The organism is Agarivorans sp. TSD2052 (assembly GCF_023238625.1).
GTDB lineage: Bacteria > Pseudomonadota > Gammaproteobacteria > Enterobacterales > Celerinatantimonadaceae > Agarivorans.
Genome location: NZ_CP096670.1, coordinates 3,391,180 through 3,414,106, shown reverse-complemented (window position 1 = coordinate 3,414,106; position 22,927 = coordinate 3,391,180). Strand labels below are relative to the sequence as shown.

Below are 22,927 nucleotides of genomic sequence, written 5' to 3'. Positions count from 1 at the left end.
CCTGAGATGAATTATAAAAACAGGCGAGAGTTTCTGTCGCTGTGCCTAAAAGGCGGCGTGTCAATGGCGGCATTAACTAGCATGCAGCTAAAAGCGATGACCGGTATGGCGGCGCCAGCGGCGAGTACAGGTGACTTTAAAGCCTTAGTATGCATTTTCTTAAAGGGGGGCAACGATTCGTTTAACATGCTGATCCCTCAGCAAGGTGACCCTTTATCAGCGTATTTAAATAGCCGGCAGAATTTAGCGGTCTCCGATGCTATAAGTATTGACCCAACTACAGCAGTAGCTGGTGGGGTAGGCTTACACCCAGCTTTGGCTCCTATAGCCCCGCTTTTTACTAATCAAAACTTGGCTGTGGTATCGGGGGTGGGGAGTTTGCTTGTTCCTATTACCTTGGAGCAATACAAGCAAAAGAGCGCGGCTATTCCCAATAATTTGTTTTCCCACAACGATCAGCAAGCCACATGGATGCAAGGGCGTGAAAAAGAAAGCCTAAATTATGGTTGGGGTGGGCGCATATTAGAACTACTTAACCAGCATGATACTTTTGGTTCTAACATCTCTTTGTCGGGCAATAATCTTTGGCAAACAGGGCCTAACTCGGTGCCATTTGCTATGAATAAATCGGGTATTACTCGAGTCAGTGCTTACAACAGTACTTCGCAGCGAACCCAGGCGTTTAGGCAACAGTTAGAACAAATGTTTAGTGAAGCAAGTCATCCTTTGGCAAAAAGCTACAGTGACAAATTGGCTTCATCGGTGGGTAATACCGAGCAGCTTAACCAAGCCTTAGCGGGGGCCAATGAGTTTACTGATGTGTTTAGTGACACAGAGTTATCTAGTCAGTTACAAGCTGTAGCAAAAACCTTGTCGGTACAATCTCAGTTTGGGGTTGGGCGTCAGGTATTTTTTGTCGGCATGGGCGGCTTTGATACCCACGATGATCAAAATGTTAATCATCCAGCCTTGTTGCAGCAGCTATCGCAAGCGATGGCAGAGTTTGATGGTGCTATGACAACCTTAGGTTTATCTAACCAAGTGACTACCTTCACTATGTCTGATTTTGGCCGAACCTTAAGCTCGAATGGTGACGGTACCGACCATGGGTGGGCGGGCAACCAGCTAGTGATGGGCGGCGCAGTAAACGGTGGTGAGATATACGGTTCGGTTATCGAACAAGCGCTGGATAGCGCCTATGATGTTGGCGGTGGCCGGATGATACCGCAAGTGGCCAACGAGCAATACTTTGCTAGCTTAGCCAGTTGGTTTGGCCTAAGTGATAGCGAAATTTTGGAGCTATTTCCAAGCCTGAGTAACTTTAACCAAACCCATTTATCAATGTTTAGTTAACTTGTTTCTCTACTCGTAATAAAAAGGGCCAGCAATATGCTGGCCCTGTTTAGTTATCAATAATCAGCTTATGCCTCTGTCGCTTTTTCTTCTTGGGGTAATACCAAGTTAAGAATAATCGCCACTATGCCGCATAAACCAACACCTTTTAAGGTGAATTCGCCTAAGCCTACAGCCATGCCTCCAATCCCAAATACTAGGGTGACTGAAACTATCACTAGGTTGCGTGGAATAGATAAGTCTACTTGCTTGCTAATAAGGGTGTTTAAACCAATGGCTGCAATAGCACCAAATAACAAACACATAATACCGCCCATTACTGGTACTGGAATAGACAATAGTAAGGCACCTGTTTTACCTACAAAAGCTAGGCCAATAGCAAATACCGCTGCCCAAGTCATAATCACTGGATTGTAAGTTTTCAATAAACTTACCGCGCCGGTTACTTCGCCATAACTCACTACGGGTGGCGCGCCAAAGCTGGCGGCGGTAATGGTGGCTAAGCCATCACCTAATAACGAGCGATGAATGCCCGGATTCTCTACAAAGTTTTTACCGGTAACGTTAGAGATAGCCAAAATATCACCAAAGTGTTCAATGGTAACAATCAAGCCGATAGGGGCAATAAACAAAATGGCTTGCCAATTAAACTCTGGTGTCACAAATTCAGGAATAGCAAACCAAGCGGCACTGGCTACCGAGCTAAAATCAACTAAACCAAAGAATAGGCTCAAAATGTAACCCACTGCCACACCGCTAATAATCGGCATTAATTTCAACATGCCTTTAGCAAAAATAGACACCACAATAGTGGTGAATAGAGAGGCTAAGGATATTAGCAAGGCCACATCTTGTTCTACTAATACCGCCGAGCCATCACCGGTTTTACCCAAGGCCATGTTTACCGCCACTGGTGCTAACCCTAAACCAATCACCATAATAACGGGACCAACCACCACCGGCGGTAAAAAGCGTTCTATTACTCTTACGCCACGTACTTTAACAATGGCACTAATAATGAGGAACATTACCCCGGCCGCCATCAAACCACTGAGTGTGGCAGGTAGTCCAAATTGTTGAATACCTAGTATAATTGGGCCAATAAATGCAAATGAGCTACCTAAAAAAATAGGGATTTGTCGACGGGTACAAATTTGAAATATTAAAGTACCAATACCTGCACCAAGCAAAGCGAGGTTTGGACTAATCCCTGTAAGTAGTGGAACTAAAGTAGTAGCACCAAATGCAACAAGTAGCATTTGTGCCCCCAGTAGAGGGGTATTCATTGGTTTCTCTCCCTGAATAAAAAAATTTCTTTAGTGTACGCTTAAGCGTGATTCAAAAAAATGATCAAGATAGTTACTCTGTGAAAAACTCAGTGTTTTAATAGAGTTGTGTGAAATCTTGGACTTGGCTAGCAGTTTGGTTCAAAGTAATACAAAAACCTAGGAGCGCATGTGGCCAAAGCAAATAAATCTCAAATATCAAATGAAACTGTCGCAACCGCTGACAGTATCGCCAAAGCAACCCAGCGACCCGGACAAAGCAAAGAGCAAACGAAGCTTATTTCTGCGGGTATTCAAAAAGGGATTGAGCAATACAAAAAACAGCATAAAGCGAAGATGCGAGAAGCTGACAAACAACGTAAAAAACAATCTAAGGTGGCTGTTAGTGTGCCGCATGAGCCTCAAACAACATCGCTTGAGTCGCCTCAGCGTCAATGGCTACCATGGGCGTTACTGGGTTTATCTTGGTTGGGTTTTATTGGCTATATTTATGTGAATGCCAGTTAATAGGAGATATGAATGCGAGGCCAACAGGTATTAATCCGCCCTTATTTGCCTGAAGACGCAGCTGCGCATGCTCAGGCTGTACGTGAAACCGCAGAAAATGGACAGCGTTGGCTAGAGTGGATGGAAGAAGATTATCCAGAAGATGAGAGCCGTTCTTGGTTAGCCTTGAGCCAAGCGGCTATTGCTAAGAACATCGCTTTTGACATGGGCATTTTTGCCAACCAGGGCGGGGCGTTCTTGGGGGCCATTGCGATAAACCGAATTGAGTGGAATTATCGCTCGGCCAATCTTGGTTATTGGGTTAGAGAAAGCGCCAGTGGAGCAGGTATTGCTACTGAAGCGGTAAGCTTGATGGCCGATTATGCCTTTAATGCCTTGCAGTTAAATCGGTTAGAAATGGTGATTGCTGAGCACAATTTTGCAAGCCGTAGGGTGGCAGACAAAGCCAATGCCCAGTTTGAAGGTCTAGCAAGAGCGAGAGTCGTCGAATATGGTAAACCAGTGCATGCAGCTATTTATTCGCTAATACCTAGCGACTTATAAATTCTGTGTTATTTAGCGTTGTTCTAATAATAGCCGTCCAACGAGACCACCTTTCGCCGGCAAAACTCGCTTAAGTGGTGTTGCTACTTTTTAGATTAATACGACTACGTTGATTGATAAACTTGAGCATCGACTTACCCAGTAACCATGGCAAGTCTTGGTTTACTGCTTGATAACCTAAATGGTTGGCGACATGATTGGTAAATTGGCTCCAACCTACATTGGCTAGTCGCCATGCAATACTTTTTTGCCTAGAAGCATCAATGAACAAGTGAACAATAGCACTAAAACGAGGTGACTCTAGGCTATCTAACCAAGAAAGGCGCAAGCTCTCGCGGGAGCTTAGATCTAAGTGCTGTATAAAATTTTCAGTTAACCTAAGATTCACAGCAGAAGTAATCGCTTGTAAGTTAGGAAAACAACTCGCTAATTGTTGATCGCTGATTTGGCAGTGAATCGCAATATTTTTCATTTCGATTTGCTGCCAATCCCCCTCCAATAAAAACGCCAATACTTGGTCAAGTATTGTTTCTTTAAGCTGCTGTTCCGAGACGACACTTAAGTGGGACATTTTTCGCTTCCTGCGATAGAGCGGAAGCGTTGTCGCATCACTCTAAGCTAATAAAAAACGCTCTGGATAATCACTTATCACCATATCTAACCATGGCATCAAGGTGGTTATTTCTGAGGGCTCATTTACAGTGTATGTAGACAAACGATAACCCGCCAGTTTGATTTCTCTAGCTTGTAATACACTTAGCTTCTTATAATCGCAATGACAAGCAACGGCATCGATATCTTTCAACTGTTGTAACCAGTGTTCTGGAATGTCTGTATAGAGTTGCGCAAGGTCTATTTCTGGTGCTTGGTGATGCAAAAATAGCAATACTTGATGATCAAAGCTTGATATCAGTAAATTGTTAAGCGGAAAGCTGCAATGCGCCAGTTCAGCTAACACCGCCTCAACTAACTGCTGACGAGGTTGCTGGTGGTACTTTAACTCTAGATTTAGCTTTAAGCCGAGTCTTTTCGCGTGCAATAAATACTCGCGTAAACTAGGAATGTTTTGACCACTAAACGACGGTGCAAACCATGCGCCTGCATCTAAGGTCTGTAACTGAGACAAGGTGTATTCGGTCGCTTTTCCACTGCCATTAGTGCAGCGCTCCAAGCTCTCGTCATGAAAAACAATCGCTTGATGGTCTTTACTTAGAAAAACATCAAACTCTACCCACTCCAAACCTAACTCAGCCGCTTTATCTAAGCCAGCCAGGGTGTTTTCGGGAGTGCTACCGGTTACGCCCCGGTGCCCTGCAATTATTGCCATGCTGATTCCTCTTCGTGCTCAGGCGCATGCCTTGTGCTAAGTTGATTTTAGCTTCGTAGCTTAATTGCAGTGTAATACAGTTTTATGACTCCTCCAATAAACTTGCTCCACAGTGTTTACAGTAGTCAGCATCGTGGTCGTGACCGGCTCTCTCACAATGCAAGCAGCGGTTGGCTTGTTGCTCTCTGCGCATCTCATTAGCTAGTTCGGCACCAACAATGCCCGTAGGGACGGTAATAATTGAAAAACCAGTAATCATTACCAAGGCTGCCAGTGCTTGGCCGAGCGGCGTTACGGGAGAAATGTCGCCATATCCCACCGTTGTGATGGTGACAATTGCCCAGTAAATACTTTTAGGAATACTGGTAAAGCCATTTTCAGGGCCTTCAATGGCGTACATGAGAGCGCCATAAATGGTGGTGGTTAAGCAAATACAGAATAAGAATACTAAGATCTTGCGTCTAGCCAGCATTAAGGCGCGCAGAAGTACATTGGCTTCGCTCATATACCGGACTAGTTTTAATACCCGTAAAATTCTTAGTATTCGTAGCAATCGAAATAGCAGCATCACTTGAGCTGGAGGGTAGATTAGCGCTAAGTAAGTGGGCAAAATAGCCAGTAAATCAACGACCCCATAAAAACTCTTTGCGTACTCTTTAGGGCTGGGAGAGCAGTACAACCTAGCTATGTATTCAAGGGTGAAGAACACCGTAAACACCACTTCAATCGTAATAAACCAAAAGTGATACTGCTGTTCTAAGGAGCCAACGGAGTTCAATATCACCACCAGTACACTGGTTAAAATGGCCACAATTAGCATTAAGTCGAAGCGTTTCCCCGCGCTACTATTGTAACCAAATATGATTTCGTAAAGCTTTTTTTGCATGGGGCTTTGAGTGGGTTTTTCGCTAGACACTGGCTCGTCCTTGAGAGGGGGATAGCCTTAGTATATCGAGTTTATTTGAAATTGGCAGCGAGCAGTTTCGGATTATATGTCTACTAAATCGAAGATTAGTGGCGAAAAGTTGAGGTTTTTGTTCTAATTATTTGTTGGTAAATTCATCTCATCAAAATCAATAGTCATTAAATGGGATGTCATTCTTATGAGTACAGTATTAACGCTTAAGTCGAGCATATTGGGAGAATATTCCAGTTCATCTGCTTTAATCGATCAGTTATCAGAGCGCTATTTGCAGCAGGGTGCCAAGCTTATTGCTCGCGATTTAGCCGCTGAAGCTTTACCCGTGTTAACCGGAGAAATTGCCACAGCATTACGCGGTAGTGACCATTTAAACCAAGCCCAGCAGCAAGCACTTAGCTTGTCGAACCTTTTGGTCGAAGAGTTACAAGCCGCTGATGTGTTGGTGCTTGCAGCACCCATGTATAACTTTTCCATTCCTACTCAGCTTAAAAACTGGTTAGATTTAGTGGCCCGTGCTGGTCTCACATTTAAATATACTGAACAAGGTCCGGTCGGCTTGGTCAATAATACCAAAGCGATTATTGTGACTACTCGCGGTGGTGTGCATAAAGATGCGGTTAGCGACACTCAAATTCCTCATCTAAAACTAGTTTTGGGATTTTTGGGCATTAGCGACGTTGAGGTGGTGTATGCAGAAGCTTTAAACATGGGTGAGCAGCAAGCTAAGCAACAGATGCAAGCCGCTAAAGAGCAATTAGCTGCCTTAGTTTAGCTGTCAGCTAATCTACAATTCTCTAGTACAAAATCTTTGAAACGTTGATTGGCGCGCGACATGTAAGCATCGCGTCGCCAAGCTAGCCCTAGTTCAAGAAAGAAGGGGGGATTAAAACTTAAAGAGTGCAGCGCGTCTCCGGGCTGTACCACCATGCTAAGCAGTGTTGTGATGCCAAAATCTCTGGCGACAATTGATTTGATCAGTGGGATCAGGTTGGTTTGAAAAGACACTTGAGGGACTTGCTGTTGCTCGCGGCTAATTTGTTCAATCACCTTGTGATGGAAATACCCTTCGCGAAATAACACCAGCTCGTGATCCAAAAACTCTTTGTGGCTGATACTGGATTGTTTACTAAGTGGATTATCTTGGCTGCAACAGGCTAATAATTCGCCTTTATAGATAGGCTCGCAATGCAATTCTGCGGGGACATCTTGAGTCACAACGATGCCTAAATCTAACTCCCCGCTCAGAAGTTTTTTTCTGACTAGCTCTGTGCCCGCATCCACTACTGACAAGTTAAGTTGTGGGTATTGGCTTTTAAAGCCCATCAGTAAGGGAGGGAAAAAGTATGAGCCCATCATGCTTGGAATACCAATCGTGACCGTACCACTGTCTAAGCCTTTAAGTGACTGCATCGCCTGCTCAGCATCTTCGGCTTGCTTAAGGAGTTGAACAGCGTGTTGGTATAATACCTTGCCTTCGGCACTTACAATGATCTTACGTTCGTTACGCTGCAGTAATTGCATCGCCAATTGTTGTTCTAGTTTTTTTATGGTGGCGCTGATCGCTGGCTGAGCAATACCGAGGTGTTTAGCAGCCGCCGTAAAGCTGCCCAGTTGCACTACGCTAACAAACTGCCGTAACTGTCGAAGTTCCATCTCACTGCCATCCATAAACAAAAGTTATGGTTACGATAATACTAATATATTTTATTTATTGGTAGTGTCGGCATAGCATGAGTACATCAAAGCTTAACGAGCGCCATAATGAATTATCCGCAAAACAGTAAAGGCTTTTGGAAAGTTACCGCTGCCGTATCGGCAGCCTCTTTGGTGACTTTTTTTAACCTCTATTTGGTTCAACCCTTGTTACCGATATTCGCCACTAAGTATCAAATATCGGCATTAGCCGCTAGCAGCGTCTTATCGGCTGCCATGTTAGGCATGGCGCTTGGCTTGTTGTTGTTGGCGTCATTATCTGATGCGATAGGCAGGCGTAAAATTTTGCTGAGTTCTATCATATTGGTGCCTTGTATTAGTTTAATTATCGGCTTAGCTCAGCCCGAGTCTTTTCACTATATTGTGGCCTTACGCTTTTTTCAGGGCCTTTTTTTAGCGGGCGTACCGGCTGTCGCTATTGCTTATTTAGCGGAGCAGTTAAACGCTAATGCCTTAATAAAATCAGTTGGCATTTTTATCGCTGCGAACTCCTTAGGAGGAATTGGTGGCCGTTTACTAGGAGGGTGGAGCGCTGATCTATTGGGGTCTTGGCAAATGGCCTTTGTATTAGTCGCAATGTTAAGTTTATTGATGGGTATTGCGGTGTGTTTTTTGTTACCCGCTGAAGCGCCTAAAGCCATTAGCCCTTGGCGTTTGCTGCACAGTTTAAGTCACTATAAACAGCATTTAGCTAATTCGCAGTTAGTCTGTGCTTACTTAGTGGGGGGCGTGGGTTTTGGCGTGTTTATCAATCAGTTTTCGTACCTGACTTTTATTTTGGCCGACGCGCCATACTCACTTCCTGCCAGCATAACCTCATTACTATTTTTAAGTTATTTAGGCGGTACTTTTACGGCATCTTCGGCGGGGCGTATTGCCCAACGCTACGGCGGAAAAAGCTGTATTTTGATCGGTTTGATGGTGATGGTTGCCGCCAGTGTTTTAAGCTTAAGTGGTCAACTTTGGGTGTTGCTACTGGCTATGGTGATTTCATCAATGGGGTTCTTCTTTAGCCATGCTCAAGCTAGCGCATGGGTAAACCAACATGCAACTAACGCTAAGGCAAGTGCTTCGGCCTTGTATACCATTAGTTACTATGTCGGCGCCGCCAGCGGTGGGGCATTAATGCAGCCGTTCTATAGTGCTTGGGGCTGGGCGGGAATCGTCGCGTTTAGCGTAGCCGCCTTGTTAGTGGTTGCTTGTGGCGCATGGATATTTCTTAAACCTAACAATCGCGCCAATCAAACCGCTAAATGGGGCTATATTGATCAGCGCTAGTGGAGCAGGCAAATCCTTGTTATTACTGCAGAATATTGCGTTGTTTTTCCAAATAAATCTCTTCGCTAATTAAACCTTGCTCAAATAGCTGTTTTAATTCGCTTAACTGAGCGGTTAAACTTTCTTGGCTAGTTTCTTGATCTTTGACTTGGTTAATCGCATTTGGTAGCAGGCGCTTTGTGTCGTTTACAATATTTTTAATCCAACCTCTTGGGTTGAAGGTTTTCTCTGTTTCCACCATCGGTTCACTTGGTGACATGCCGGGAGCAGAGTAAGTGCGTGTCCCTGTGGTATTAATGTCTACATGGGTAGAACTGTAATCGATGACTACTTTTGCTTTGGTTGTGCGTTTGTGAAGGTGAGCAACGGTTTGTAGATTGTTTTGCTCGTCCACCGTCCATCCGCGTCGTGTTAAGGAATCATAGATAGCGATTTTTACTGCTTCTGATGAAGCATTCGGGTCAATGATTTTAAAAGAAGTGGTATACACTTTAGCACTAACTAAAAGGGGAAAAAAACACACAAAAAGTAAAAAAAATGAACGGTTTAACATCGGAGTTATCATCCTTGGTTTTAAAATTCTCGTTAAGAATATAATTGTTTATATGTAACGCAATTATTTTTTTACATTTATCTGATGTTTGCGACAATTAGTTCATCTACTAAACTTTACTTGGTAACATCATGCAGTAAGGCTGCCACTATAGAATCGCGACTATTTGAATGTAGGTAAAATGAGATTTGACAGGTTTAGATGCTATTTATTTAGCGAGTGCTTACTTAGTTAACGAATAGCTATTATAGCTATGCTGTATGTGCAGTTGTAAATAAAAGCATGAGTAAGATTATCGATGAAAGGCGAAGCCTTAGCGTCGCCGTTTGACCTGGTGTTGACGGCTAAGGTTTGCTAGCAATAATGCTGTAAACCAAAGGCGATGGATAATGCTCGTGCTCATAAACAAATTCACCTGCTTTACGCTCTTTTAGATCTTCAAAGCAGTTGTAAGGGCTGTAATCGTATTCATCTAATTGTTCTAGATGTAATCCGGCTTTAATTAAGGCATTAACCACATCAGAGACGGGGTGTCCCCAAGTGAGCATGGGGCTAACTTCACCATCGTCGTTTTCCGTATAGGTACCTTCTTCGTCTAAATCGGCTTCTTCGCGGTGAAAATAACCATAGCCGCTTATTAAATCATGCACCGGGTGAAACTCGGCTAAACAGAGTTTACCGCCCGCTTTCAAACTGGCGGCGACCACTTGTGCCCAGCGGTTAATATCTGGCAGCCAACATAGAGCGCCATAAGAGGTAAATACCCAATCATGAATGGCTTGGGTATTCTCACCAAAATGATAAACATCGTCACAGATAAACTCTGCATTTAGCCCGGTTTTTTGAGCGAGTTCTTTGGCTTGTCTGATCGCTTCACTGGATAAATCTACCGCGGTAACCTGTGCGCCTAAACGAGCCCAAGACAGGCTGTCTAAACCAAAATGGCATTGTAAGTGTAAAAGTTTTTTACCTTTTACATCTCCCATTAATTTAAGCTCAATGGGCTTCAGTGAGCTTGCGCCAGTTAAGAAGCTGGCAACATCATAAAATTCAGAATCTACATGTAGCTCGGTGCGTTTATCCCAAGCGGCTTTATTTAAGGCTAAATAATCCATCTGATTGACTTCTTTGGTATTTGATAGGGCGCAGTTTACGTGACTTTATCGTTGAGGTTGAAGTCTAATAAACTGTCTTGTTGTTTTAACAGCATATCTTGTAAAGCGATTATACCCAAACAGACACCGGTAGGCCCTGTTACTGCAATGGCGGTATAGGGGTTGCTGACAAATATTTTAAATAGCTGGTCAAACGGTGTGTCTAAATTTACTTGGGTATGATCTTTTTGCATAACTTGGTGTACGCGTTTGTTGAGTGTGACTAAATCTCTATTTTGCTCCCCTTTAGTATTTAAATAGGGGCTAATGGCAGCGTTCACATCTTTAAGGTGCAATACTCCTAAGCAACGGCTATTTTCTATCACTAATAAATACCTAGATAAGTATTGCTCGAACAAATCTAAGGTTTCTTTTAATTGTGCGTCAGGGCCAATTTTAGGAATATCTCGACGCATAACCATCTGTGCGTCAACCACCTTTTCTACATGGATACATTGACCCAATTGGAGATACTTTCTATCTCTCGAGTTTGCCAAGGTATCTGCCAGACTAATAGGTTTACTAAACAAATAACCTTGAAGCATGTCAACTTTAAGTTTAGATAATAACTGCAATTCTTTTTCTGTTTCTACCCCCTCTGCGATCACTTTACCGCCCATTTTATGGGTGAGTTTACACAGCATGTCAATCATGGAGTATTCGTTGGACTCTTCGCTTAAACCCGATACAAATGAACGATCTATTTTTACAATATTAACCGGTATTTGCCGTAGATAAGAGAAGGAAGAAAAGCCGGTACCGAAATCATCTAGCGCGATAGCAATGTTATGGGCTTTAAGCTTATCTAACCATTTAGAGTGGTAATAAGAATCGTCAAAATAAGCAGATTCGGTCAGTTCAAGGGTGATTAAGCTGAGGTCTGTATCGCTATCTTCAAAGATGTTTAAGGTGTCTTCCAAACAACAATGAGATAAGCGGTCATTTGCCACTGAGCGATTAATCGACATGCCCAGCTTGGCGCTGCGATAGTGTTTTTGCAGGATCGGTAAATCGTTCAAGGCTTGCCGCGTGACGGCAGCATCTATTTTGTCTATCCAATTATATTCTTCGGCAATCTCGATCAGCTCTTGCACACTGTAGGGAATGTCAGTATCAAGTTTTATTCTAAATAGCGCTTCAAATTTTACGATGCTTAAGCTGGGCAGTGCCACGATCGGTTGATAATAGACTTCTACTTTGTTGGCATTTAGCGCTTTATTGAGCTCTGTGGCCAAAATAGATTTACGGCTAAAACGTTTGGAAAGCCTTCGGTCAAAGTAATACAGGGTCGACTCATTGCCTTGAGCATTGGCGATAAGAGCTTGGCTAGCATGGCTAAGCAATTGGGCTGGCGAAGAAGCATCAATTTGCAAAACAGAAGCGCCCGCATGGATGGTTGCAGACAAGCCGATATCTTCGTAACTGTTTTCTCCCTCTAATGCCGCTATCGCTTGCTTTAAGGTGAGCTCAACATGCTCCATTTTTTTCGGCACCACCCAATAAGCGGCAAACATCTTTGGGTTCAAAATGCCTAAGTGACCGTGTGTGTTTAGCTGATTGAAACGCTGAGCCGTTAGCCATTGTTGTGTCATAACGCTGGTTTGTTGAGCTAGAGTCAGGCTAAACACTAAGCAAATAATGGTATCTTTATTGTTTAGCGCTTTGTAAGCCGTGGAGAGTTGATTGGTAAATGCCTGTTTATCCGGTACATGAACCTTGGTGGTACTGTCGGGATTATCTTCATCCCACAAATCAGCGCCGGTCTCTAAACGATGGCTAGATGAAACATAAACATGGCTTTTGTCGGGCAGGTCGATACGCTGAATGCGCGTTTCATGAGCATATACTTCGCCTTGTTTACTTTTAGCCAGTAACTCGCCCTTCCATATTTTATGCGCATCTACATGTTGCCAAAGCTTTCTATAAAATGACGTATTGTAACGGCCACTTTTCAAAATCGAGGCTGGGCGTCCCAATAACTCGTGCTCTGGGTAACCGGTATTGCGACACATGGCGGCGTTAACCATTAATATAGAGTGGTTCTGGTCAGCGATTAAAAAGCCTTCATTTGATTTAGCAAATAAGCTTTTTAAAAATTCTAATTCCTGTTGTTTGGTAAGAAAAAACTGTTTTAACTCTATGGTACCGGTAACTTGGTGTTTACCTTTAGGCATTGCATGAATAATGATTTCTGCAATATAACGGTGGTTAAAAGTGTTTAATACCGCCGTTTGAGTGATGGATTCACCGGTGTCGATCACCTGTGTTATGTGCTTTTTTAGCAGCAGTAGCTGAGGTTTTTCAAAAGCGGCAAACAACTGAGACAAAGTAATGACCGATTGGTTTGGATAACCCAGCATTGCAATGAGCTGTTTAGGACACTGAAAACTGCTGCTATCAATGTTGATTGACCAAGCTTGTGGAGGAAAATCTTTGACTATTTGGAACAAGCTGTCATCGGTAACCATTGATAATACACCTTAATTTGACATATGAAGCAACAAAGCAATCGGTATTTAGTTTAATGTTAAAATATAACTAACAAGCTTGTTAGTTATATTGAGATATAGCAATTTATCCTAAATATCAGCAACTGCCCATTGTTTTTATCAAGCTCTCACACACGATGAGAGAGCGGGTTTAAACAAAAAACCGACCATATTGTCATTTAGATTTCAATTGTAGTGCTGGATAATTCAAGCCGTGCTTCAAGGTTGGTCATTTCACGCCTGCTAAAGCACTACTTTCCCCTCTAGCTTGCCGTACACTCTTTTAGTCTAGACCAATCAACAGGCAGCGATGCGCATTTAGTATTTTAGCCGAGGTTTTTTATTGCAAAACGATAAATTGAGCCCTGATACGAATGACGTTTGATACTTAATGTTCAACGTTCCTGTCATTACGGTGTCATGTGTATGGCGGCATTATCGTCGAGTATAGCTGCTCGCTTAGTTAGCTTGTAGGGTCAGCCATAGCGCTATGGCTGTTCGTTTTATATTTCTAGGTTTTTGGGGCTCGTTTGGGCAAACCGATACTAATCAAACTCGTGATGGCTAATAGAGTAAAGCTTACCCATAAACACGCCGCTATGCCGGCCATTTGAAATACCACGCCTGATAACAGGGTTCCAAGTAAACGCCCCATGGCATTGGCCATGTAATAAAAGCCCACATCCATTGAAACGCCATCATCACTGGCATAACTCACCACTAAATAAGAGTGTAACGAGGAGTTCACCGCAAAGACCACACCAAACACTAACAAGCCTACAATAATGGTGGTTTGTGGTTGCCAAGCAAGTTGCACTAAATACGCTAAAACACCGGTCACAACACTGAGTAATACTGCCCAACTAAGCGCAGAGTTTCGCCCCGGCACCTTGCCTGTCTTACTGCCGGTGATGCGTGGTGCAAAACCCTGAACCACTCCATAGGCGATTACCCAAATGGCCATAAAGCTACCTGTTTGAATGTGTGACCAATCTAGGCTAGCTGATAAATATACCGGCAGTGCTACTACAAACCATACATCGCGGGCGGCAAATAAAAATAATCGTGCTGCAGCCAGTATGTTGATTTGCCGGCTTTTAGAAAACAACTGAGAGAACGTGGGTTTGCTTTTAGCTTTGCCAAGATCTTTTGCTAGTAGCTGTAAACTCAGCATCAACACGATAAATAACACAGCCGCCATAGCCAGCATCGAATATTGAAAACCTATGGAATTAAGCAGTGCGCCACCTAAGAAAAAACCAAAGCCTTTTAATGCGTTTTTTGAGCCCGTGAGTATCGCCACCCACTTATACAAGCTGTGCTGTTGGTCTTGTTTTACTAAGCCTTTAATCGAGCTTTTGGCACTCATTTTATTAAGATCTTTGGCAATACCTGAGAGCGCCTGAGCGGCCATCACTAGAGGGATCGACAAATACTCAGAGGGCAGTCCCAATGCCAGCAGGGCAATAATTTGCATCGCCAAGCCGATATTCATGGTGTGGTTTAGGCCAATCCGCGCCCCTAACCAACCACCAATCAGATTAGTCACTACCCCGAATAACTCGTAAAACAAAAACAGCATAGCAATCGCAATGGCCGAATAACCTAACTGGTAGAAGTACAACACAACCAGCATGCGCAGTGCGCCATCGGTAATGGTGAAGTTCCAATAATTAAAGGTTACTAGCAAATACTGCTTGAGCTGTTGGGGTAGCGTCTTAATCATGAGTTATCTAGCCTTTATCTGCCAAACCAACGGTACGGATCAGCTCACTGGTACGGGTGGCGTAACCCATTTCGTTGTCGTACCAAGCGTAGATTTTAAGCATACGTTTGCCGACCATCATGGTTGATTTTGCATCTACGATACTAGAGCGTTGGTCGCCTTTGTAATCAATCGATACTAGGGGCTTTTCTTCATAACCTAAAATGCCTTTAAGCTCACCTTCACTGGCTTGTTTAAACAAGCTGTTTACTTCTTCTACCGTGGTGTCACGTTCAAGGGTAAACACCATATCGGTGAGTGACGCATTGGCCAACGGCACGCGCACTGCATGACCATTTAGCTTGCCGTCTAGCTCAGGAAAGATATCGCATATCGCTTTAGCGCTGCCGGTAGTGGTAGGTATTAACGACATGCCACAGGCGCGGGCACGGCGTAAGTCTTTATGCGGCGCATCTAGTATGGTTTGGGTATTGGTTAGGTCATGAATAGTGGTCATACACCCAGACTCTATGCCTAAATGCTGTTGAATGACCTTAATGACAGGGGCTAAGCAGTTGGTGGTACACGACGCGGCAGTAACAATTTGATGCAAGTTTGGCTCAAAAATATCGTCGTTCACACCCACGACAATGTTAGCTACGCCGTCTTCTTTTACTGGCGCTGATACCACCACCCGTTTCACACCTTGGGCTAAGTAAGGGGCTAATAATGCTTTTGAACGATGCACGCCGGTAGATTCCAGCACGACGTCGCAGCCCGACCAATCTACGTTGTTTAAATCTTTTTCTTGAAAGCACTTAATGGTTTTATTGTTAATCACAATGCCTTCTGCATTGTGTTCAACGCTATGATTCCAGCGGCCTTGCACCGAATCAAACTCTAGCAAGTGCCCTAACGTTTCGGCGTTACCGGCGACATCATTGATGGTGACAAACTCTAACTCTGGCCAATCGTAAGCGGCACGTAGCGCTAAGCGACCAATGCGGCCAAAGCCGTTAATTCCTACTTTAATTGTCATGTTAACGGTTACTCTTATTTGGCAAATTTCTGAATATATTCAAGCTGTGCGGGCACAGTGAATGCGTTAGGGCGTACCGCCTTAATCTTGCTGATGGCGTCGTCTAATTCAAAGCCCAAAGCAAGCATGATACGTGCTGCCACCATCCCGGTTCGGCCGCTGCCGCCTTTACAATGCAGCGACAAACTTACACCGCTGTTAATGAGCTGTACAAAGCGGGGTAATACAATCAAAAAGTAATCTTCCCAGGCTTGGTCTGGCACGGTGTCGTCTTCTAGGGCTAAGTGGAACCACTGCATATCGTAAGTCACCGCGTGTTTAGGCAGGTCGCTCACTTGGTTATCGGCCATTTCTTGCTTGGTCATCATGGTTAGAAGGGCAGGGCTGTTTTTGTAACATAGCTGCTGTAAAGACGTAGATAAATCAACACCTTTAGTACCCGGGCAGGGGGTTAAAAGCAATTGAGCGTTGTCGCTAACATCAACGGCAAAAATAGGATGTGAAGACATAGTGTTACCTTAATCTTGATTAATTAAACGGGTGAGTAATTCTGGGCTAGCCCATTCGCGGATACGCGATAAAGGCTGATTGATATAACTGGGGTTGGCCATACGTGTGGTAGACAGCGTTTGAGCCACCCATTCTGGCAACAGTGGATTTAAATGATAAAACACCTGCTGGCCTTGGCGAGTGGTAGACAACAGTTGGCATTCGCGTAATAGCGCTAAATGGCGCGATATCTTTGGCTGGCTTTCTTGTAAGGCAAAACACAGCTGATTAACACAAAGCCGCAGCTCATCTTCAATTAACATTAAAATCTGCAAGCGCGTATTGTCGCTAAATTGCTTAAAAACCTCGATAGGGGGTAATTGTAATGCGGCTGTGGGGTTGTGATTAAAGCGGACAAACTCGGCTAAGCGTAATTCAAGCTCGCTAAATACTTGCTCAAATAAAGCGGTGCCGGGTTCGGCTGCTGGATCACTTAAGTTCCAATGTAAAATAGCGGCACCATTAGGCAGCAAGGTGCATTCTTGTTTAGCGCTATCACATAGGGTGATAATAAAATCAAATCGCGCCGGTTGGCCATGCTGTTGTTGTAACTGAAGATCAAGCTGGTGGATGGTTTTACTGCTTAAGCCATCAATTGATAAGCCATGTGTTTCTAAAAGTCGCAGGGTTCTTGGATCTATGCCTTTTGGCTGAGTACCGGCACTATAAGCCACAAAATGCTGCGCATAGCGTTGGTTTACCAAAGCCTCGGCTAACTGGGAGCGAGCAGCATTGGCAGTACATAGAAATAACACTGATAACATAATTGAAACTATATATATGAAAATTCATATATATGATATTTCGTATATTTGTTTGGAGCAAGCCCTTACGCTAAATATTTTTCTGGTGTTTGTAGATTTTGCTTACAGTGTCATTTTTACAATCGGATGTAATTTTTGTAATTCAATAGCTTATCTATCCACGATAGTTTCTCGCCATAATGGTGGGATTTTATAACTCGTTTGGCTTAGTTTTATTACTTTGACGTTGGTGAGCATACAAAGTGCACAACCTAGCTCACCTTTGCCTCATTAAGTATTCGAGTGTCTATATTGGCACTCGTAATGAATTTTCCCCATTTATCTTTAGGTGGAGCTGGTAAGGCCTGAAAATTCTAGACACTTTATAGCCTCTCAAGACATTGTTGCTTCCAGTCGTCACTCGAAACTGTTCAGGGTTGGGTTAGGTAACTCACTTTTGCACCGAAACGAGTTGCAAGCGGTATCAGAGCGCACAGTAGACTTCTGATTTTGGAATACGTAAGCTAATGGTGAGCAAAAGGCGAGACCTGCCCCTGAAGAACGGGCGATAGAACTTCAATTATGACCATCGCCCGATGCGGGCGATGGCTTTTAACTAATTGATATTATTTAGCTCGTAGTTCATTAATGATGTCTACCGTATTGATTAGTTGCTTTTGTAGGTTAGGTGCAACTGTATTTGTGTACCAATCTGATAGGTAGATTACAGAATAACCAGATTCTAGGTCAGAAAAACCAGTTTGACCGAATGAACCGTGAGAATATACGATATTTTCGGCTTTCATTGTGTACGACTGCATGTCATACGTTGTAGGGCTTGCTGCAGCAAATACGTCTTTAATCAAAGGCGTAACATTAAGTACATCGTTAGATGAATTTTTTAATTCTGCATAAAAAGATTGTCCAGCTTTACCTTGTGCAATGTAGCTAGTGAATAACGCGTAGTCGTATGCACTGGTGTTGATACCATACGATGGAGATGTTGTGCCATCAGATGTTTTTGCGATTTGAATTTCATCATTACCGCCGTAGCTATTGTGTAGCTCAGCAAGTAATGTCTCAAATGGCTTACCTTCAACTTTAGCGATAATAAGAGCCAGTGTGTCAGTGTTTTGGTCTGTGTAATCCCAGTTTGTGCCACGCTCGCTTTGTGTCGCTTTAGCTGCTTTGATTGCATTTAAGTGACCAATTGGCTCACCTGCGTTCTGTAGACCAATCTCTTTTTCCCATTCGTAACCATTAGAGCCAGGAGTGTGATAGTCACTCAGTGGCTCGATGCCCGAATTCATTGTAGCCAACTCGGTGATAGTTGCCTCGCCAATAATAGAACCTTCTAGCTCTGGTAAATAAGTTTTCGCTTTCTCATCAAGAGAAACCTTGCCTGAATCAATCGCGTGGCTTAGTAAAACACCAACGTAAGACTTCGCTGCTGATTGCAAGTTATTTAACATGCCAGCCTTAAAGCCATTGTCGAAGTGCTCAGCTAGCACCTTGCCATCTTTCATCACTACGAATGCTTTTACTTGTGTGTCGATCAGGTCTTTACGTAGTTCCGGTGAGATTTCAAATCCACCTACACGTTCAATTTTAACAGGGTTTACTGATGCAGGTAGTTTGTGTACGCCATAACGTAAAAACTGTTCGATGTGTGCTGATGCATATGTGTAATAAGGCCATTGTTGGAATCCATCTGCTGGGATTTCCGCTACCGTGTAGCCTTCATAAAACTTAGATAGAGGCACTTCATCTGCTGCCGATGCCAATGTTATAGAGCCTATAGTTGTCGCTAATAGAATTGTGGCTAAGATTGGTTTTTTCACAATAAATACCTTTCGTTTGTAAAGGCAACCTGATGTGGAGCCTCTAAATTAAGTTGTTTGTGTTGACGTGTTCTATAATCGCACCATAACGAGAAAGCCTGCAGCACGAAATGACCCATATTTGGAGTGGTTGTATTGCTATGGGAAATCGAGAGGATGAAACAGTGCTAACATTTTCAAGTCACAACCTTGAGTGCTTTATCGCCGCTGCTGAAATGGGAACATTTAACAAAGCAGCTCGTAAGTTGGGCAAGTCTTCGTCTACAGTGAGTCGCTGGATAGGTGAACTTGAAGACGAGTTAGGGTATTTGCTTTTTGATCGTCAAAGTAATGGTTTAGTTGTTGTCCTAAGTGAAAAAGGCGAACTTTTACTTCCCAAAGCAAAGATTGCTATTGAATATCTGCAAAAATTTGAGAACCTTGCGCTTTCCATACACAGTGACTCTACACCTCTTAAATTAGCGATCAGTTTTGGTGAGTTAATAGATGGGGAAGGTATTGCCGATGTAATTAGTCGGTTGAAAACATCATGGCCTAACCTACAGATCTCGCTTAAAAATGCGGATATGACCCATATTCAGTTGGCTCTTGATAACAAACTCGTCGATTTTGCACTGGGTATTGTCGCTGATTCCCTTTATCCCAACGTGGGTGGAGCATTAGTTGGTGAAGAAAATACGACTTTGATTGCGCACCCCAATAATCCCTTGTGTGGCGAGCCGAACGTACAATTGGATATGCTGTTGTCGCAAACTTCTATTTGGTCTGCTCCTTATGAACAAACCCATAAATACGATACAGCCTTATTCAAAAGTCTAGAGATGATCGAGTGTAGTGATGCTAATACTGTGGTGTCACTGGTCAAAAGCGACCTAGGGATAGCATTGCTTCCGGAATACATCGTGCACCCAGCGATTCAATCGAAACAAGTGGTGTCGCTTAATTTTGATAAAAGAGAAATCGATCCGTCATTTCAGCTGATGCTGTACTACAGATTGGATTATCCCCACCGTGAAGTTATTGATGAGATCATTCTTGCCCTAAGGGATTGGTTTGGTTATACCAAGTAGCCACATTTATAGAATGAATTTATAGAATGGATTTATAGTATTTCGCGCATTGTATTCGTTTTTCGAATACTTTCTAGTTACACATTTTGTTACAGACTCATTAGCATAGACCTAAATCAAGACGTACTAGAAATGGAATTACTTCGTATCTATTTAAATTAAATAAGGTTTATCATGAAAAATAAATTATTGCTTTCAAGTGTGTTAACTCTAGTAACGCTAACCAGTGCTGGCTCATTTGCGCAGGGTGGGTTCTCTTCGGGTTAGGCGAATGCGTCTAATCAGTCATCATCGGTTGGTTTTAACGGCAATATTGCTAATCCGGATACGGTTAAGGCTGCGTCTGAAGCAAGAGACGATGCTTATGTGACTCTTACTGGCAACATCACAGAACAAATTGGTCATGAGCTATATACGTTTAGTGATGAGACGGGCCAAATTGTTGTGGAAATAGAAAACGAAGATTGGCACGGTATTAATGTGATAGCAGATACTAAACTTATTGTTCAAGGTGAAGTAGACCAAGGTTGGACAACAGTAAAAGTCGACGTAGACCGCATCAGAGTAGTAACTCAGTAGTTACCTTCTTTGAATCTATCGATTTCAACGTTGAATTGTTGTGGATACGTAAATTGTCCACAACTTTGCATGCTATTTTTAATAGCTGACATTATTTGAGTTCACTCAGCCCCTATAAAGTTTTTAACAAGTTTTGTCCAAATGTGAGTTACGGTTTTAGGCCAACACCGTTGTTCCACAACATGATTTACAGCCAAGACGAGATAGCATTAGTTAGGATAGATTTAAGCCCCATTTTTTAGTTACAGAATGTGTCGAACCCCGCTACAACATATCAGTCTGTTCTCTTGATTAGGCTACCGATGATTTCGCAATGCCTTACCGTCATTCCTTTTTGGCAAACAGAGAACTTCGATAGCGACTGGCTAACATCAATTAAGGGATCTCCATTTGGTGATAGAATGCGCCGCTTGCGGTTGAGCAAAGGCCATGAATCACTTATATCATGTATGTTTTTATGGCGTGGCTAGTCAATCAAGTTGTCATTGGATATGGAGTTGGTCGTACTATTCGTTAATTCGAATATGTGAACATCATAATTTATGGGTTTAAAATCAAAAAAGTACAGTATTGAATCTACTGACTATCAAGTGGGTCAAGATAACATCAGTAAATGGGGGATGGATGTCCATAACACTGTTTTTGTCGTCTCACTTGGCTTGTCTATTCTTTTCATTGTTACCCTTCTAGCATTACCGCCAGCAGATGCAAAAGCAGCCATTGATTTCATTAAGGGTGCTGCGCTGTCTAAGTTTGACTTCCTCTTTATGTGGGGAGCCAACATCTTGTTAGTTGTTGCCATTATTTTAGCGTTTTCACCTTTAGGTAAAATTCGCTTAGGAGGGGATCAGGCAACTCCTGATTATTCCAAAACATCTTGGATAGCAATGCTCTTTGCTGCAGGCATGGGCATTGGGCTGATTTTTTGGGGCGTTGCCGAGCCAACGGCATTCTTTACCAACTGGTTTGGTACGCCACTAAATGCTGAACCTTATACCGAGGCTGGTCGTGAACTGGCGTTAGGGGCAACTGTCTTCCACTGGGGCTTACACGCATGGGCCATCTATGGCATGACAGCCCTTAGCCTTGCCTACTTTGTTTACAACAAAGGCTTACCACTCTCTATGCGCTCTGTGTTTTACCCTTTGTTGGGTGACCGAGTTTGGGGTAAAACGGGTGACCTAATTGACGTATTAACAGTATTGGTTACTTTGTTTGGCCTAGCGACCTCTCTTGGTTTAGGGGGCGCACAAGCGGCTAGCGGTATCAGCCATGTTTTCGGAATCGAAAATAACCTCTATCTTCAGCAAGCCATTATTGTGTTGATTATGGGCTTAGCAATTGTTTCTGTTATACGAGGCATGGATGGAGGCGTTAAGTTTTTAAGTAATCTGAATATGGTGATTGCGTTTGTATTCCTTGGTCTGATTGCTGTTTTTAATTTCACCACCGTGTTGGATTCTTTGGTTACCGCTGTAACGGGTTATGTGAAAAACATTCTTCCGTTAAGCCAAACTTCTGGCCGTGATGATACCGCTTGGTTGCACGGTTGGACGGTGTTCTATTGGGCATGGTGGGTTGCGTATGCACCTCTGTTTGGTATGTTCGTTGCTCGCATATCTAAAGGGCGTACCGTTCGCGAGTTTCTTCTTTGTGTATTGCTTATTCCAACATTGGTAACAACGGCTTGGATGTCTGTATTCGGTGGCGTTGCGATTCAACAGGTGATCGATAAGGTGGGGCAACTAGGCCTTGATCAAGGCATTGCCGATGTCTCTCTAAGCTTATTCTATATGTTAGATGCGTACCCCTTAGGGAATGTTCTTTCTGTTATTGCTGTAGTACTGATTGTTGTTTTCTTTGTGACAACCTTAGACTCGGGTTCTATTGTTATTGATGGCATGACCGCGGGGGGTAAGTTAGAAGTACCGATCAAACAGAAAGTCGTTTGGGCTGTTATCTCTGGAGCTATCGCAATGCTTATGTTGTGGATTGGCGGTACTGAATCTGTTCAAACTCTGCAATCCATTACCATTATTGCTGCATTGCCGTTTACCATTATACTTTTGTTGGGCTGTGTTAGCCTGATGAAAGGTTTAATGACAGAAGTTGATAAACCCCAAGTATCAACTAACCAAGTTAATGAATGACGCTAGTTAGTCGTTAGCGCAATAACTAGACTTACAAATAAACTCTCTGGTACCTTGTGCTAGGGAGTTTTTTGTTTTTAAGGGGAGAGTATTTGAGCCACTGATGGTCACAATTTTTTCTCTAAA

At 43.2% G+C, this 22,927-nt stretch carries 20 protein-coding genes and 1 pseudogene; 8 read left to right on the top strand and 13 right to left on the bottom strand.

Annotated features, from left to right (window positions below; translation table 11 throughout):
• The first annotated feature begins 6 nt into the window (after positions 1-6).
• On the top strand, positions 7-1,353 hold the full coding sequence (locus M0C34_RS15500; protein WP_248712586.1) for a DUF1501 domain-containing protein: 1,347 nt from the start codon (positions 7-9) through the stop codon (positions 1,351-1,353).
• A gap of 68 nt (positions 1,354-1,421) precedes the next feature.
• Here the strand turns inward: M0C34_RS15500 and M0C34_RS15495 are convergent, their stop codons facing one another.
• The gene (locus M0C34_RS15495) at positions 1,422-2,639 is read right to left on the bottom strand and encodes a uracil-xanthine permease family protein (protein ID WP_248712585.1); all 1,218 of its coding nucleotides are present in this window, start codon (positions 2,637-2,639) and stop codon (positions 1,422-1,424) included.
• A 171-nt stretch (positions 2,640-2,810) separates the two neighbouring features.
• Between M0C34_RS15495 and M0C34_RS15490 the strand changes: the two genes are divergently transcribed.
• Both M0C34_RS15490 and M0C34_RS15485 read left to right on the top strand, forming a co-directional pair.
• Entirely contained in the window at positions 2,811-3,146 is a 336-nt protein-coding gene (locus tag M0C34_RS15490; RefSeq protein WP_248712584.1) for a DUF2956 domain-containing protein, read from the top strand.
• A 12-nt stretch (positions 3,147-3,158) separates the two neighbouring features.
• Positions 3,159-3,689, top strand: a complete 531-nt coding sequence (locus M0C34_RS15485) for a GNAT family N-acetyltransferase (protein ID WP_248712583.1) — start codon at positions 3,159-3,161, stop codon at positions 3,687-3,689.
• A 70-nt stretch (positions 3,690-3,759) separates the two neighbouring features.
• Here the strand turns inward: M0C34_RS15485 and M0C34_RS15480 are convergent, their stop codons facing one another.
• From M0C34_RS15480 to M0C34_RS15470, 3 genes are all read right to left on the bottom strand, one after another.
• Positions 3,760-4,260: a hypothetical protein gene (locus M0C34_RS15480; protein WP_248712582.1), complete on the bottom strand. Its 501-nt coding sequence runs from the start codon at positions 4,258-4,260 to the stop codon at positions 3,760-3,762.
• A 42-nt stretch (positions 4,261-4,302) separates the two neighbouring features.
• On the bottom strand, positions 4,303-5,016 hold the full coding sequence (locus tag M0C34_RS15475; RefSeq protein ID WP_248712581.1) for a glycerophosphodiester phosphodiesterase family protein: 714 nt from the start codon (positions 5,014-5,016) through the stop codon (positions 4,303-4,305).
• 82 nt (positions 5,017-5,098) lie between these two features.
• On the bottom strand, positions 5,099-5,932 hold the full coding sequence (locus M0C34_RS15470) for an ion transporter (protein ID WP_248712580.1): 834 nt from the start codon (positions 5,930-5,932) through the stop codon (positions 5,099-5,101).
• Between the two features lie 187 nt (positions 5,933-6,119).
• Between M0C34_RS15470 and M0C34_RS15465 the strand changes: the two genes are divergently transcribed.
• On the top strand, positions 6,120-6,710 hold the full coding sequence (locus tag M0C34_RS15465; RefSeq protein ID WP_248712579.1) for an NAD(P)H-dependent oxidoreductase: 591 nt from the start codon (positions 6,120-6,122) through the stop codon (positions 6,708-6,710).
• Here M0C34_RS15465 and M0C34_RS15460 read toward each other — a convergent pair.
• On the bottom strand, positions 6,707-7,591 hold the full coding sequence (locus M0C34_RS15460) for a LysR family transcriptional regulator (RefSeq protein ID WP_248712578.1): 885 nt from the start codon (positions 7,589-7,591) through the stop codon (positions 6,707-6,709). The genes M0C34_RS15465 and M0C34_RS15460 overlap by 4 nt on opposite strands.
• A 108-nt stretch (positions 7,592-7,699) precedes the next feature.
• On the opposite strand from M0C34_RS15460, the gene M0C34_RS15455 reads away from it, so the two are divergent.
• Entirely contained in the window at positions 7,700-8,929 is a 1,230-nt protein-coding gene (locus M0C34_RS15455; RefSeq protein WP_248712577.1) for an MFS transporter, read from the top strand.
• A gap of 22 nt (positions 8,930-8,951) precedes the next feature.
• Here M0C34_RS15455 and M0C34_RS15450 read toward each other — a convergent pair whose 3' ends face one another.
• The 8 genes from M0C34_RS15450 to M0C34_RS15415 all read right to left on the bottom strand — a co-directional run bounded on the left by M0C34_RS15450 (position 8,952) and on the right by M0C34_RS15415 (position 19,002).
• A complete protein-coding gene (locus M0C34_RS15450) occupies positions 8,952-9,419 on the bottom strand; it encodes an SHOCT domain-containing protein (RefSeq protein ID WP_248712576.1) in 468 nt (155 codons plus the stop codon).
• Positions 9,420-9,826: 407 nt separating this feature from the next.
• The gene (locus M0C34_RS15445; protein WP_248712575.1) at positions 9,827-10,597 is read right to left on the bottom strand and encodes a class I SAM-dependent methyltransferase; all 771 of its coding nucleotides are present in this window, start codon (positions 10,595-10,597) and stop codon (positions 9,827-9,829) included.
• A 35-nt stretch (positions 10,598-10,632) separates the two neighbouring features.
• On the bottom strand, positions 10,633-13,104 hold the full coding sequence (locus M0C34_RS15440; RefSeq protein ID WP_248712574.1) for an EAL domain-containing protein: 2,472 nt from the start codon (positions 13,102-13,104) through the stop codon (positions 10,633-10,635).
• Positions 13,105-13,636: 532 nt separating this feature from the next.
• On the bottom strand, positions 13,637-14,851 hold the full coding sequence (gene arsJ, locus M0C34_RS15435) for an organoarsenical effux MFS transporter ArsJ (RefSeq protein WP_248712573.1): 1,215 nt from the start codon (positions 14,849-14,851) through the stop codon (positions 13,637-13,639).
• A 7-nt stretch (positions 14,852-14,858) separates the two neighbouring features.
• A complete protein-coding gene (locus M0C34_RS15430; protein WP_248712572.1) occupies positions 14,859-15,869 on the bottom strand; it encodes an ArsJ-associated glyceraldehyde-3-phosphate dehydrogenase in 1,011 nt (336 codons plus the stop codon).
• 14 nt (positions 15,870-15,883) lie between these two features.
• Positions 15,884-16,378 carry a phosphatase domain-containing putative toxin gene (locus M0C34_RS15425; protein WP_248712571.1) on the bottom strand — a complete coding sequence of 165 codons (495 nt, stop codon included), beginning with the start codon at positions 16,376-16,378 and terminating at the stop codon, positions 15,884-15,886.
• Between the two features lie 9 nt (positions 16,379-16,387).
• Positions 16,388-17,182, bottom strand: a complete 795-nt coding sequence (locus M0C34_RS15420) for a metalloregulator ArsR/SmtB family transcription factor (protein ID WP_248712570.1) — start codon at positions 17,180-17,182, stop codon at positions 16,388-16,390.
• A 605-nt stretch (positions 17,183-17,787) separates the two neighbouring features.
• Positions 17,788-19,002, bottom strand: coding sequence for a serine hydrolase domain-containing protein (locus M0C34_RS15415; protein WP_248712569.1), 1,215 nt, complete (start codon positions 19,000-19,002; stop codon positions 17,788-17,790).
• 110 nt (positions 19,003-19,112) lie between these two features.
• On the opposite strand from M0C34_RS15415, the gene M0C34_RS15410 reads away from it, so the two are divergent.
• The 3 genes and pseudogenes from M0C34_RS15410 (at position 19,113) to M0C34_RS15400 (ending at position 22,801) form a co-directional block, all read left to right on the top strand.
• Positions 19,113-20,072: a LysR family transcriptional regulator gene (locus M0C34_RS15410; protein WP_248712568.1), complete on the top strand. Its 960-nt coding sequence runs from the start codon at positions 19,113-19,115 to the stop codon at positions 20,070-20,072.
• A 288-nt stretch (positions 20,073-20,360) separates the two neighbouring features.
• A pseudogene (locus M0C34_RS15405) lies at positions 20,361-20,651 on the top strand (YgiW/YdeI family stress tolerance OB fold protein); the annotation flags it as partial.
• A gap of 542 nt (positions 20,652-21,193) precedes the next feature.
• Positions 21,194-22,801, top strand: coding sequence for a BCCT family transporter (locus M0C34_RS15400; RefSeq protein WP_248712567.1), 1,608 nt, complete (start codon positions 21,194-21,196; stop codon positions 22,799-22,801).
• The last annotated feature ends 126 nt before the right edge of the window (positions 22,802-22,927 follow it).